The organism is Lachnoclostridium phytofermentans ISDg, from assembly GCF_000018685.1.
GTDB lineage: Bacteria > Bacillota > Clostridia > Lachnospirales > Lachnospiraceae > Lachnoclostridium > Lachnoclostridium phytofermentans.
The window spans coordinates 1066298-1080945 of sequence record NC_010001.1 but is presented as its reverse complement, the minus strand read 5'-3'; the positions used below and the strand labels follow the sequence as shown (position 1 = coordinate 1080945).

At 34.7% G+C, this 14648-nt stretch carries 15 protein-coding genes; 4 read left to right on the top strand and 11 right to left on the bottom strand.

The genetic code is table 11. From position 1 onward, the window contains the following. The first annotated feature begins 37 nt into the window (after positions 1–37). From CPHY_RS04535 to CPHY_RS21915, 4 genes are all read left to right on the top strand, one after another. On the top strand, positions 38–547 hold the full coding sequence (locus tag CPHY_RS04535; RefSeq protein ID WP_041703193.1) for a hypothetical protein: 510 nt from the start codon (positions 38–40) through the stop codon (positions 545–547). A 42-nt stretch (positions 548–589) separates the two neighbouring features. Further along, positions 590–787 carry a hypothetical protein gene (locus CPHY_RS04530; RefSeq protein ID WP_041703190.1) on the top strand — a complete coding sequence of 66 codons (198 nt, stop codon included), beginning with the start codon at positions 590–592 and terminating at the stop codon, positions 785–787. Positions 788–1027: 240 nt separating this feature from the next. Continuing rightward, complete coding sequence (locus tag CPHY_RS04525) at positions 1028–1222, top strand: hypothetical protein (RefSeq protein ID WP_049762298.1); 195 nt, start codon at positions 1028–1030, stop codon at positions 1220–1222. A gap of 49 nt (positions 1223–1271) precedes the next feature. Further along, positions 1272–1430: a hypothetical protein gene (locus tag CPHY_RS21915; protein WP_041703188.1), complete on the top strand. Its 159-nt coding sequence runs from the start codon at positions 1272–1274 to the stop codon at positions 1428–1430. Between the two features lie 84 nt (positions 1431–1514). Here CPHY_RS21915 and CPHY_RS04515 read toward each other — a convergent pair whose 3' ends face one another. From CPHY_RS04515 to CPHY_RS04470, 11 genes are all read right to left on the bottom strand, one after another. Further along, positions 1515–5453, bottom strand: a complete 3939-nt coding sequence (locus tag CPHY_RS04515; RefSeq protein WP_012198877.1) for a DUF5704 domain-containing protein — start codon at positions 5451–5453, stop codon at positions 1515–1517. Position 5454: 1 nt separating this feature from the next. Continuing rightward, entirely contained in the window at positions 5455–6774 is a 1320-nt protein-coding gene (locus CPHY_RS04510; RefSeq protein ID WP_012198876.1) for an S-layer homology domain-containing protein, read from the bottom strand. A gap of 166 nt (positions 6775–6940) precedes the next feature. Beyond that, positions 6941–8068 (bottom strand): hypothetical protein, encoded by a 1128-nt coding sequence (locus CPHY_RS04505; protein ID WP_012198875.1) that lies wholly within the window; start codon positions 8066–8068, stop codon positions 6941–6943. A gap of 45 nt (positions 8069–8113) precedes the next feature. After that, complete coding sequence (locus CPHY_RS04500; protein WP_012198874.1) at positions 8114–8596, bottom strand: hypothetical protein; 483 nt, start codon at positions 8594–8596, stop codon at positions 8114–8116. A 1-nt stretch (position 8597) separates the two neighbouring features. Then, complete coding sequence (locus CPHY_RS04495) at positions 8598–9059, bottom strand: hypothetical protein (protein ID WP_012198873.1); 462 nt, start codon at positions 9057–9059, stop codon at positions 8598–8600. Between the two features lie 9 nt (positions 9060–9068). Beyond that, positions 9069–9221, bottom strand: a complete 153-nt coding sequence (locus CPHY_RS21610) for a hypothetical protein (protein WP_157668655.1) — start codon at positions 9219–9221, stop codon at positions 9069–9071. A 118-nt stretch (positions 9222–9339) separates the two neighbouring features. Next, positions 9340–9780, bottom strand: a complete 441-nt coding sequence (locus CPHY_RS04490) for a hypothetical protein (RefSeq protein WP_012198872.1) — start codon at positions 9778–9780, stop codon at positions 9340–9342. A 310-nt stretch (positions 9781–10090) separates the two neighbouring features. After that, complete coding sequence (locus CPHY_RS04485) at positions 10091–10522, bottom strand: hypothetical protein (RefSeq protein ID WP_041703186.1); 432 nt, start codon at positions 10520–10522, stop codon at positions 10091–10093. A 6-nt stretch (positions 10523–10528) separates the two neighbouring features. Then, positions 10529–12064, bottom strand: coding sequence for a hypothetical protein (locus tag CPHY_RS04480; protein ID WP_012198870.1), 1536 nt, complete (start codon positions 12062–12064; stop codon positions 10529–10531). Next, a complete protein-coding gene (locus CPHY_RS04475; protein ID WP_012198869.1) occupies positions 12061–13803 on the bottom strand; it encodes an ATPase, T2SS/T4P/T4SS family in 1743 nt (580 codons plus the stop codon). The genes CPHY_RS04480 and CPHY_RS04475 overlap by 4 nt, the downstream gene beginning before the upstream one ends. Next, the gene (locus CPHY_RS04470) at positions 13793–14647 is read right to left on the bottom strand and encodes a hypothetical protein (RefSeq protein ID WP_012198868.1); all 855 of its coding nucleotides are present in this window, start codon (positions 14645–14647) and stop codon (positions 13793–13795) included. Before CPHY_RS04470 ends, CPHY_RS04475 begins: the two co-directional genes overlap by 11 nt. Between the last annotated feature and the right edge of the window lies 1 nt (position 14648).

Sequence of the window (14648 nt, the reverse complement as noted above, 5' to 3'; positions counted from 1 at the left end):
GATCGTGATAGGGATTGTGATTTTTTAGGAGATTGTGATGGAGATTTCGATCGGGATAGAGATTTCGACCGCGATAGAGATTTCGACCGTGACAGAGATAGGGACCGTGACCGCTTCTGTAGATGTAGATGCTGTCTTGATGACAGAGGACGTATTGTTTGTAGATGCCGTTGTGACCGTGACAGAGATAGGGACCGCGACAGAGATAGAGATCGCGATAGAGATAGAGACCGCGATAGAGATAGGGATCGTGACCGCTTCTGTAGATGTAGATGCTGTCTTGATGACAGAGGACGTATTGTTTGTAGATGCCGTTGTGACCGTGACAGAGATAGAGATCGCGATAGAGATAGAGACCGCGATAGAGATAGGGATCGTGACCGCTTCTGCAGATGTAGATGCTGTCGTGATGACAGAGGACGCGTTATTTGTAGATGCCGTTGTGATCGTGACAGAGATAGGGATCGTGATAGAGATTTTGACTGCGATAGAGATTTTGGCCGCGATAGAGATTTTGGCCGCGATAGAGTTTTCGATAGCGTTATAGATCTCGAAACTGGTAGACTTTTTAGCGACAGAGATTTCGACCGTGATAGAGATAGGGACCGTTTCTGTCGTTGTAGATGCTTCGATAGAGATAGAGACAGAGATAGAGACAGAGATAGAGACTGTGGCAGAGAATTATTTAACGGTGTCTGTTCTGATGGTTTTCATGCTTCCTTGGGATGTATCGGCTCAAGATGTGGAACAGGAAATGTTTTTTCACCATTCTAAATGTAAAAGTTAAGATTATACTAATAGAAAAGGAAAACTTTGCATAATTAATCCTGCTAAGTCTCCCTTTATTCATGACAAGGAAAAGTTCGCGAAGCGCACTTTTTCTTGTTTTTTAATTGATTTAATCTGACTAATTTGATTTCAATAAATGCTAAATTTAATATTTAATATTTCATGTTTAATCTGATAGCTTTTATCACATATTATTTTAGAAACCTACAGATAATAACCTTGAAAGGAAGAGATGAACATGGAACTATTAGGAAACCACGAAATACCAATTGGATTTAGCATGGTACTTGCCAAAGATACCAATGCCATGAACGCATTTTCTTCTATGTCTAAAGAGCAGCGCACACAAGTAGTCGAACAATCAAGAAATATCCAATCAAAAGAAGACATGGAACAATTCGTTAACAGCTTTACTCAAAACCGTACCTATTAATCTAAGAATTCCATAGTAATAACTGTGAGAGGAATGTGAGGTGTTGAGAATGACTTATGTTGCTCCGGCATTAATGGGAAAATTTGATTCATTATCAGAAGGACTTCGAAGTATGATTTTAGAGCGTAACACCCAAATCAATACAATGCAAGATTTAATTAAGGTGTTGGAAGATATCGTAAATGAAGCAGAACAAGAAGATAATTAGGAATATTGTTCCTATAGATTGAAAGGATAGGAATCCTTTCAATCTATTACATAAAATATAATTTCTTTGCTTTCTTGACTCTATCTAATAAAGACCACCAACAATAGCATCATCAAGGCTTGTTTTATCCGTATCAATCAAAATAATATCCCCTGACTTAAACGTAAACTGCCTACCAAAGTAATCTTTTTTTGTATTATTTATTCCTTCCATCTGAAACATGTTACAATGCCCAAGATTCTTTTCATTTTCTACATTATCATAGGTCAGATAGAGGTTATTCTTCTCATCGTACACCTTGATATCAAAATGAATGATAATAAAACCTTTCGATAACCATAAGTTATCTACTTTTGAAATCCCATATTTCTTAGCATAAGCTTGTACATCTGTCCCCTTTTTTACTGCCTTTATATCAGAAGGTAAGGAATAATTGAAATAATACGATTGTTTGTATTTTGTTAACTTTTGTTTTGAGTATCCAAGTCCTAACAGAGAATTTGATAGTGTTCCCTGATGAATCCTTGATGCATAGTTTTGATTTGAAAATGTTTTAAATGCTAAATCTGAGACAATCCTTCCATAGCTATACATCTCTTTTTTCTGTGCAGTCCATGTTTTATATGAGATATTTCGAATGGATGCAGTATCTTTTAGCTCTTCATCTGGAATACCAAGATATACATCACCAGTTTGGGCTTGTCTTGTATTTTCTAAGTCTATCTTACTGCCTACTTTGATATAATGGTTCTTATTACCGCTAATAGTATCAGTGTAATACATATCCACTTCTTCACGATTTAATCCCTTTTTATCAACATAATAAAAGGTTGGTGTTATTATGATTTTGGATTCATCCGTAGCTGTGATATTTCCCACTGTATCTAAAGTAAATCTCCAGGTATATCCTGCCTTTAACGTACCTTTATTAAGATATTTTGGATGGGAACCATCCACCAGTGGTAAAGTAAACCGATTGTCTCTACCAGTTGGAATACCAAATTGATTTCTAGTACCAATCGTGTAATAGTATAGTTTATCTTTATGATACACCTCACCTAGCTTAGTTCCATCAATTCTTTGCATGGCTTTCTTTACTCCATCGATAACCTTCGTCATAAAGTTATCTAGTATCTTTAAGCGCAGTGAGTTTTCGGAACGAAATATCTCTTTCCATAGGTTATTCTCCTGTATATCATATAAAGTTAATCCATAGATTTTTCCAGATACCTCAACTTGCTTTGTATCGGTAGCTACATAATTACTTCTCGTTAAATTTGCATTTAATTGCACACTAGAAAGCATTCCTTCTCCATTCACAGCAATCGTTCGAAATTCTACGGTATAGATGCCACACTCTACATACATCGGTAAATAAAATCGTTGTGTAGAATATAATCCAACTGCATACCAAGTATTTTTATTTAATAAGATATCATTTGACATATCACGGTCATTACCCACATCGATTAACACATCAAATGGAAAGCAAACTTCATTCCGCAGGATACCATCTTTATTTCGCGCTATGTAGTAGGCATTTCCTAACGTATTGCTGACATAATCTCTTATATAATAACCTGGATACGAATTGTGAGACCCGTAATTACTTATAGAGACAGTAAAATCAGAGCTATCACCCTCCTCATCTAAAACAAGGGGAATACAGTTTTTGTTCGGAGATGACAGCTGAACATAAGAAGCGTTATCTTGTATCAACGTTCCTTGGCAATACACAGGGGTATGAACCGTTATACTGTTAATATTGGATATTGGATAAGTTTCTTCTGAAGGTTTTGTAGATTGAAAAGATGCAACTTTTTCATATCGAATGCTACCGTTAGATGGGTAGATAGAGTTTGCCAATGTGGCTGGAATTGTTAGATTGGATTGATATAAAGTATTATATAAAGTTAATTCTGGTCTTCGAATTGCAGAATATACTGCTTCTTCTGTTTCCTTTAGTTTATATTGATCATTCATGACTGATCGGTTATCAAATTGAAAAACATCATTTTTAACCTGTACTTCAGGAATCAAGGCATCGACTTCGGTTGTAAAGTCATTCATTGGAATAGATGGTTTAATTCCACCTAAGTCAATCGTTTCTGCCGGTAAATCTACCCCTGACTTCACCTTTGGAGGTACAATAATGTGTTGGTCAATATCTCCGAAGGATTGATACGATATGGAGGGAACCGAATAACTAAACGGTAAAAGTGTTATATCACCTCGTGGTAGGGCAGCATTTACAAGATTAGCCTGATTTATCTTAAAATAATCAAAGCTTAATAATTCCGTATACTTCACCTGCCTAGTGATGGTCACCGTTTGCTTTACATCTTTTGTTTCCGTATGATTTGTTTTTACAATTTCTGTTTTACCATCTGGATCCCCTTTGATTGGTTTCTCTTCTTCGGTATACCATTTTAGTATGTATTTCTTTCTTGCCTCCACTTGAAATTGCTTCGAAGTAGAATTCCTTTGAAAAGAAGCTTTGATTAAATACTCCGGTGCCCTCACGGATGCATATAAATTTTCTGTGGTTGGTATCCCTTGTTCAACGGAGAACTTCTCCGCTCCATAGTAATCCGATCTGATTTGCCCATTTGTAGGAGAGGCATCAAAATAATCAATGGTGGTACTTTTGGGCGGTTCTGGTATCGGTTCTTTTCCTTTATAATAGAGAGAAACCACGACTTCACTCCCTTTCATAAAGTTTGGTATGATTATTTTAGTATCACCACTCTTACCATTTAATGTAGTCATTGTCCCATCATCACCGTAATAAGAGTAACTCCATTTATCTTTATATGTATAGTTTTCGCCTTGATAAGTGTAACTAGGTTTCACATACTCTGAGAAGGAAAATGAAGTATTCGGCTTGATTGTCCCAGCACTCTTCGTCCCCATCAATGTTTTTATTCCATTATCACTTTCGTGATAATAGTTTACCTTTACAGTGCTCTCTTCACCCGCTTTTACATATCCAAGTATTAACACAGCCTTACCAGTACCAACATTTTTCTGCGATATCTCATTCTCTGTAACTTTTGCTGTTACTGACTTACCTGGTGTATCCTCATAACTATAGAACGCCTTCCCTAAAAACTTATACTGTTGCCCAGAACTATCTGCTATCAGAGAAGGCGTATCATAGATAAGCGTTTCCTCATTACGGACTGGTTGATTTTGAGTGCTGTTTGGTAATTTATAATCTATGGAATACTTTCCGGACTGAACATCATTTAAGGTGAAATTTTTTGTTTGATTATCTGTCATATCTACTAGCTGAATGGAATATGAACCAGATGGGATCATCTTGCTTGTTATTTTTAGCGGAATGTCATAGTATGCGGGAAGATAGGTTTCTTTTGTTTCATAAGACCAATCAATCGCATTCTTAATATCTTCTAAATTTGGATAAGGTCCTTTAATCATTGTTTTATTATCATAAACAGCGAACTCATGGCAATAATATACTATTAGACCATCTGAGTTTAATTTTGCATTTACAATCTTCTCTGCCTGCTCTAAGTTTTTCCCATTTCGCATTTCTTCTTTTACATGCATTCTTATAGCTGCTCGTGAAATATCCCCAAAAGGTAGTTCATAAGTTGATTTAACTAAATCTCCTATAGTGATATCATCAATAGTAAGTGGCTTGACAAAAATTCTTTCTTCATTTGCGGTTGAATACTGTGTTACATCCCCGTCAGTTTCTTTAATTGTAAAGTTATATCCTTCTGTTGCATAGTGAATAGAAGATTGACTTTTTTTATGTTCACCATACATTGTCATAAGACCCTCTGACCTTGCTCTGTTCATATTTATAATGTATATACTTTTATTACCACTCGGATCAATGCCATCATTTAAAATTTCTTGTATCATGTAATCGTCTCTATACTCAGCATATGATTTATGCAATATACTACCAGCATATACCGTTATTGGCGAAAATAAGGACATGACAATAAAAACGATTAAAAAAATTGGCACACACCTATCTCTTCTTTTCATGCTACCTCCCTAATACATTTACATCATGAAAGTAGTCGTTAAATATTCCTGAATCTATCGAGCCATCTGGTAACAGAACTAAATCGAAATATCCATTGCGCCATTCATATAACTTTACATTAAGAAAATTTGGATATCTTTCAAATGTAAAAGCAAGAGGCGATAATAATACCTGTTTATTGTTTATAGATGATTTTATTTTATAATGAACGTATACTCTTATATATGTTCCATTGCTATTTTTATATATTCCAGATTTATCAAAAGCTATTTTATCACATTCTATAATTGTCTTATTTTTTTTAGCTAAAGAAATGTATTCATTAATATAGTTATCTAAATAAGTTTTATTACTTTTATAATAAATGCTAGTCATTGTCACTGCGTTATACCATTGTTTATTTTTTTCTATGGTACGGTAGTCTACATTGAATACATTCCAAAGATATTCCTCTATATTCTTCTCCCAAGTTAACCATGCGTCATTTATCATTCCTTCATAATTTGTCTTTGTTCCATCTAATAACGTATACATTAACTGGTCTTTTTTATAGTTTTTTACAGTTGCTGGATAAGCAAAGTTTATACCGTCCTTATACTCTCCTGTTTCATATAAATATTCTTCGTATGGTTTACCGTCTTGGTATCGAGTATGATAATTTTTCATAAATCCAAACTCCCAATCATAGAAAGCATTAGGGTAGCTTGCCAATATGTACGAATAAAATTCTGCAAACTTCGGTAGGTTGGTCGTTCTTATCAACTGCCCATCTTCTGTAATTCTGCTTCTCATGTTCTCTACTTTTAACATGCTAATAAAGCTTAATGCAGTAGCCTTGGATATTTTTTGCGTAGGGTTAAAAGTACTGCTTGTAGTATAACTACCATCTGAGGAGCCTTTAATGTAGCCATAGGCATATGCTTTGGCAAATGGAATCTGTCGATATTCTGGAATCTTATTAATATCTGTGATACGTTTTTCAAATATAGTTTGAATTAGGTCTTCACTTAGAGTATTTCCATACAATGATTCGTGAGCATTAACTAATATTACGGCTGCATCCATCTTGGAGACATTTCGTTCGTAATCTGAAAATGTATTTTGGGCTATAATACCATTCTCAATCGCAGCATTAATATACGCTTGGTTTGTCGTCCCTTTTGCTGTGATGCCGATTTCTTGGCAAACTAGTTTTATAAAGTATCCTCTTGTTATATAGTTTGTACTTGCTTGTACCACTAATGTTTTCTCAAAAACTATCGATAGTAGTAATATTATACATAATAATACAATTCGATAATCTTTTTTCACAATCTTCATATTCAACTCTCCCCTTTTCATATCCCCTGATACAATCCATTATAATTTGTTGTACTCTTATTTCATTTCGCCATATACATTTATTCCCTTTTTTATTATTACATATTTTGTAATACTCGTCAATAAATTACTAGTTATTCCATCTAATAAGTTATAACAAGCCGATTTACCTTTCTGGATGATATCCTTCATAACCACTATTACACTTTAGACATGGAAATGCACCATACTCGGAGCATTCCTCAAAAGATTCACAGAGAATATCCTCAAGTATCTCACCGTTTTTCAATGCATTCTCTTTTCTATTCATCCAATCCGGGCACCCTTCTTTGTGATAAAGTAGATACCATGACTTCTTTTCTAGAAAATAAGTTATATTATTCCTTTTCTCTGCTGCGTGAAAAGAATGTCTGTTGTAGAAACGTTTTGGTGTGCTTTGATAAGGATAGCCTTGAAATAAGACGAAGATACCACATTCCTGAATTGCTCTGTCCCAATCTGAGTTATCTATCTGTGGTAAATGAAACTCATATGTAATTCCAAACTCTTTTGCAATCTCAATATGATTATCAATATAATATTTCATAATATCTTCAATTGTCTCCGTTACCGTGGCTCTTTGAACCGCTAAGAATTTAGTTTCATTCCATATAAAATAAGATGGATTTTTATCATAATAGCCTGAAAATTTAGATAGTCTATAAAGATCTTGATAGTGTATCCAGTAACCATCTCCATTTTGCTGATTTATTGATTCGATATAACCATATTCCTTATCCTCTTCATCAATTAACTGAAGTAAGTTATGTTTCTCTCTTGTGCCTGTCCATACGTTTAGTGTAATAACATCGGATAGTGTAAAATAGACCTCAAACGATTCATCCGAATATCTGTATGGAATTTTTTCAGTCCAAGTCCTTTTTAACTTTGTCTTTCCATCAGCCATTGTTTCTTTTTTACAGTAATTTATATACACCCCATCATAATCAATGATTGCTATGATAGGGATACTTAACATAAATCGTTCTTTTTGTTCTTCGTCCTCTAGAATTCCTAAAGACGCATACATACTTTGAAAAAAAGAAGCTGTGGCAAGCTCCTTACTTAGCGCTACACAGCTCCCTCCCTTTTTTTCAAGCCTGCTTGTCCCAGCATCTACAGCCTGATTAAAACATGCATTTAACTTAGCATTTTCCATTCGTATCGTTAACATTTCCTGATAGTTTATGTCCTGTATTGTTATAAATGCAATTCCTATAATGACAAATAAAATAGCATAATGATATAATTTCATCCCTTAACCTACAATCCCTTCATTACACAATCCTCTATGAAAATATCAATATTCCATCGATTCACGAATTCTCGCCCCACATGTCGTAATTAACTCTTTGCTCCCGTCCTCCACTTTCCATAAATTCACCTTAAAATAACCACCATAGGAAAACCAATGCCTAGCCTTCGTAGAATATAAATTATTAATAATGTCTTCATTTGTTGTAACCGTCCAATATGTTTGATTCTTATTGGTAAACTCCATGGTGTTATTATTCTTTTGATAAATCGGCTCATACGCATAAGATTCACTTATCATCTCTATCTGTAGTACAGGATAGATTCTGTGTATCCGATCAAGAAAATCTTCGTATATCTCCTTTGTTAAATATCCATGAGTAGTCACGTCTTCTATAAAATTTGCTGTATATCCTGATAACTCCTCCTGACATAGCAAATCAGTTCGTTTGCCTAGATAAAGCATAGGTATTAGGAAGAATATAATAAACGCAACTAATAAATCTGTAACCTTTTCATATACATGCATACTACGGTATCATTCCCCCATATACATATTCCTGTACTTTTATACCAGTAGGTATAAATAGTGATTCTAACTGTTCTATTACCCCGTCTGCATCATGCAAAATCCTAATTGTAACATAGTCACCCTTTTCAAATAAGAATACGGATTCTTCCATTACCCTATTTTCCACATCTGTATATAGCAGTTGCTCCTTTGTTTCTCCTTGAGCATAGACAAATTCACGATAGCAAATTAGTTCTACAGTAAATCCATCCAATATACCATGCAATCGATCCATAAAGTCTTGATACTGTAATTTTGTGATCTTCTTTTCCACTTTTCTATGTTCAACAAAGTTTATCAATTCCTGTAGGATTACTTCCTCTCTTATCTGTCTTTGCAGTGTAGCATTATATCGCAGAGGAAATAAAAATAATAATATTGCTGCCAAAAGAACCGCTGTTATCCTTCCCAGTGTCTCCATACCTTACCCCTAAGGATTCTTGACAGCAGATTCTACAGGATTTGTTGACAGAACAGAACAAGCTGTTTCCTCTACTTTTTGTATGTAAAATAGAAGTGTAATCGCAATACAAAACAACAATGCACCAAATACATGCGATAAAAACGATGTAATCTCCTCCATATTTAGCCTCCATGCTGCGACTATCTTTTAGGAGCAGATAATAGCTCAAGTTTGGCGCAGCACAAACTTGGCGGGTGAAAGATTAAAATCATTTCACTCTTTCCTCTTTTTTTATTTCCTACTGTTGAACAAATGTCATCATCGTCACAACTCCATTTTGATCTAAAAACGTTTCTCCTAGGAAGTTTCCATCTGGATTAATATAATACTCACTCTTTTTCTCTTTAATTCTTTCAATATTGTACTGATTGGATTGGAATAAGATTCCCGAACTTGCGATATTACGCATTCCAGTATAAACAACGATAGAGAATACTCCTCCTTTTATCTCAGTCTCATATTTTTTAATTGCCTCAACGACTTCACGACCACTGACCTTTATTCCATCATACATCGTCTTATTGATGTCCTGATACTCACCATTCATTCTAGTAATTTGGCTGATACCACCGCTACTTGTATTCTTTGCTTCTCTTGAAATATAAAATCCCAATCCAACTACGATACAAGTTATTACCACTCCTGCGGCTAAAATTAATCCTTTTAATGAATTATCCATTTCGTTCCTCCATAAATTTATTAAAATTATAATTAATCATAAAGTTAATTTAATTCATACTATAAACCTACAAATTTGGTTTGATATTCTAAATACTAATAAAATCTTTACTCCGCATGTAGCTTAGCAATTCTTAGTTAACGTTTTGACTGACTTAGAACTATTTTTCTCCTACTAGAAAACGTGCCTGCACAGTAGACTAGAAGTTTGTACCGAGGATTACGCAGGTATAAACTTCTGGTTTGAAGTTTAGAATTTTTCTTAGGCGGCGTCTTTTGGCGCCTTAGAAATTCTCTTCACACTTCGCACTTTACTTCTGCGTAAACTCGACTCTTATAATAACATCATTATCATCACGAACAACTTTTCCTTGAAACATAGCAAGCGGATCAACATACCGTGCGCTGGTAATATCCCTTAATTCTTTCAGCATAGTGTTATTCTCGTATGTGTAATTTCCTAATGAGGTAGAGATCTTGACCGATACTGGAGCTTCTTGTCCACTCTTATATTTTCTTAACTCTTTCCTCGTAAAATTTACAACATCGCTACCAGTCACCTCTCTATCATCAAATCGATTGATATCTTTCTCAGAAATCTCCCGTTTAAAGTCTGATAAACTTTCTGCAGATGACATTGCCGTTGATTTGGCTTCTCTAGCCATGTAAAATCCAATTCCTATTACGATACACGTCAAAACAACACCTGCTGCCATTAATAATCCTTTTATTGCACTTTCCATAATCTCCTACTTTCCATTTGCTATCGCCTCACTGACTTCCATAAGCTTAGATAAACTGACAGTGACAAAAGGTAATATAAGATACAGCGCAATTGTTGTTACCAACGGTAGAAAAGATAAAAATCTACATAGAATCCCCTTTTGTTCTAATTGATAATTCGTTTGCTGTTGTCTTTTCTCACTGTAGAATTGAATCTCTAATGCAACCTCATCCAAAGCCTTTGTTACTCCAATGTCATCACACATAATCAAGTTGTCTATCAATCTATGAAACGCTTCGCAATATGTATTTTCTTTTAATTGGAGTAAGGCTTCCTTCTGCCCTACGTCATAATCTAATAAGCATTGGCGTAACTGTTTTTTAAATATAATGGAGAAGTCCTCCATAATCTCAAGTAACTCAAAAGTTGAGATACGATCCATATACATTACCATCATGAGGATCGCTTGGAATTGAAAAACCTCATCCTCCATATAAACCTTAGCAAGACGCACACGGTATTTTAAAACCCAAACTGGGAGGAAGAAACATAGAAGGGTAGATAGCAATACTAAAAAAATAATTTTGATTTTCCATAGATACATCAAGAAAAATAAGGTCCATAGAAAAGAAAGAGAAAATCCTAGAAAACCATAGATAATACGTTTACATAGAAACTCAGACATATCCATGGTTTCTCCAACTTGGATTAAGGATATTCTTAGTTTCTCAAAATTCCTTGGAAAGAAATGTTCATAATTTCGGCAGTATCTAAAAAACAAGCTATGTTTCGATACTAGTTTAAGCCATGGATGTTGTTTAATAATTACTTTGATTGGTGTTTTTAGAAGAAAAAACAGATAATATAAGCCAACTGTTAGAATAAAAAGAAAAGCGTAAAATAGAATACGATATGCCCCTTCGTAGTAGGAAGATAGCTCTGGTAAATTGCTAAGTCCCCAGGATTCAATTGCTCCTAGTGTAGTGATCGGTACAACAATAAGAAAGGTCAACCCAGAAAAATGATGTTTTAGTGTCTGATTATTTTTTAATTCGATATGTATCTCTTCTCGCAGACGCTTCAGGTTTCTTAAATAAAGAGATTGACCTTCTACTGTTTTATCTCCAAATTCCATTACCATAAGACTTAACGTCAAAAACATACGAAAGTAGCGATTTTGATTCATATGTTTAAATCTTTCCTTGGCTAAATTCATATCTACAGAACATAAAGCTTCATAAATTGCATAGATTTTCTCCTTTAGCCCGGGAATTTTACAAACTTCATAAGCCTCCTGGGCCGCTTCATCTACCATTCCATGAACATAATATCGGTGTCGAACTTCCGAAAGCAACCAATCAAGCTCTAGCAGCTGCTTTACAAAGCTTCTATTCTCTTTCTTCCAATAAATCTCCATATGAAATACAAAGAACAAAACTGCTATCACACTAAAATAATAAAGAGAAAACGGAATATTAAGAATAGTTAAAATCGTTAGTGAAATGGTATAGAGTATTATTGCAGTTAGAATTTCCTTCTTTCCCTTATGAATAATTCTCATGACCAACTCTCCCCCTTCGATTGAAATAGCAGCATATAAGTGTCTTTCTCCTCTGTGGAAAGGTGAGTAAACATCTCTTCTTCCGTTGCTTCACTTACTGGCTGTACCAATAGATATCTACCACTTTCATATCTTATAATATCCCTTACCGTAATCTTATTCTCATAAATATTTGGTTCAATTTCTGTGATTCGTTCAATATACCGATGCCCATTACTATCTTTAGCCACGTGAACATCAAATCGGATAGAGGCCTTTACCTGCATCTGTGCGGCATTCTCATTCTGAAAAGCTCCTGTTATCATTAAATCATTTCGTAGTGCCATCACTAGATGTTTCGTCGTCTTAGCATGATGAGTAAATATAGTATATTTACTTGCTACTTGCGAAACCATAACTAACCAGCTAGCAACTGGGGCACTTGCCACCTCTCCAATGATATTTACTGTTCCATCAGTTTTCTTTTGCAGATCTAGGCCTTCCCTACCTTGAATTTCTGCTGTTTCTCTAAAACTTACAATGTTTCGTTCTGGATATATTTCTCTAAGGTGTAACTCAAAGACTAACTCTTGCACACGAAGAGTATAAGACGGGGGTATGAATTGAATTAATGATTTTAGTAATGTCGTCTTTCCAGAGCCTTGTTCTCCTGTAATACCTATAACCTGCTCCCCTCTTATTAAAAGGCGTAATATAGTTATTACAAGAGACGCGTCTTCATCGGTTATTAATTCCGTTAACTTTGATACTCCCAGATAGTTAAACTTTCTAACAAAAAATGACCAACTTTCTGCAAATGGCGGTCGAACGACAACAACACGTGAGCCATCCATCATTTCATTCACAATATAACCACGAACCGCGGATAATTGCCCTGGTTTTCCATAACGATAGATATTTCTGCATATTTTTTGTAGCTCTTCTGCTGAGGAAAAGGAGAGAAAGCTTAGATGGATCATTAGCCCACGAAAGAATACCCAAATGCTATTCTTTAGATTCGAATTTCCATTCATCGCATCCCTCGTAATCCCATGAACATTTTCTGACAAAGCTCCCGATACTCCACCAGAGACTCCATCAATATTCATATCCCTCAGTTCATCCACAGGTCCATGCCCCTTATAATTCTGATAAAGTCTCTGAGCAATGATTTCTAACTTGTCCGTAAAACTAAGGCGAATACCTGCAATATCAAATATCCTATGTATCTGATCTTGCGTAATCTCATATGGAGTGTCCTCCCTCTGTTGTGGATTCCATAGATCGTAGTCCGTTAATAATTTATAAAACGCCTCTGCACCATGCTCAGTCTTATAGTGATATAACAAAATTTCAAATTTGTCTTGGCAATTTAAGCCTATAACATCATGAAAAGGAATTATAAAATTAATGTTCTCAGGGGTAATCTTGTTGGAACTTTGTAACCACTCTTTGATTTGCTCTTTCACATAACGTTTTGCAACATCTGATCCTACATTGCATTCGTGTAATGCTTTGCGAAGGTATATTTTCTGATGCTTCAATTTCTGTAGTTCCTGTTTTGTTAAATGTTTCGTATGAAGCTCTTCATTGACATTTTCATAAAAATACTGCTTTAATTTATTTTGAAGGTTCGATAGCTGATAAGGGTTGCCCTCCACCCTCTTTTCTTCCTTACTCCTTCCATCATAACAAAGGAATAGTATAAAGATGATAAGAAGTACTAGTAGCACACCAAAAAGTAAAAGATTAAAGAACACTTGAAGCCCCTCCTAATGCAGTCCAATAATTATATTCATTCGGTATCTTTAACTGATTTTCTTCTGATAAGCGATATAAAAGTGAAGCAAATCCTTTTACTTGCTCAATAAATTCAAAATTACTATCCTCTTTATCACAGTGGATGTTTTGATAGAAGAATTCTTTAATTTTTGTTAATGACATTGCATCACGAAATTCAACATTATATGGGATAACCATGGTATTTTGATAGTTTAATGATTTATAACGTTTGAAAAGATTCTTTAGATTTAGTTCTGAGCGCTTATCATAATTTCCAATTAAAAACAGAGTTTTCTTTCGATCATAAGTATAGTTAAGAAAAAAATCATTAAGTACTCTAATATTTTGACTTAAACAAACAACAACATAATCCGCCTCATCCCATAGTTTTTCCATAAATGGATTCATTCCTGTACATGCATCAATAAATACATCCTCATAACACTGTTGTGCAAGATTTAGTATCGTATGGTAAGCCTCCTGTAATCCTTGTTCATATACTTCTCGATTCTTTGCTTGTGTACCAGGTAAAAAATCAATACACTCTTCTGTTACGGATAAACAGCAATCCATAAGCAGCTGTCTCGTATTCATTCCAGATAATATTCCTTGAATCAATTGATCAATTCCTACACGATAATCACAAACTAACTCACGTTTTTTTCTTTCTAACAGCCAAGCCTCAAGTTGATTTAAGTCAAAATGTGTTTGCAATAATATGCTTTTTTTCTGATAAAGTAAATCGTTCATCATTGCTACTGCTATCATATTGGCACTTGTTCCTGCCTGCCCACGCGTATTACCCCAAAACAAAATTTTCATA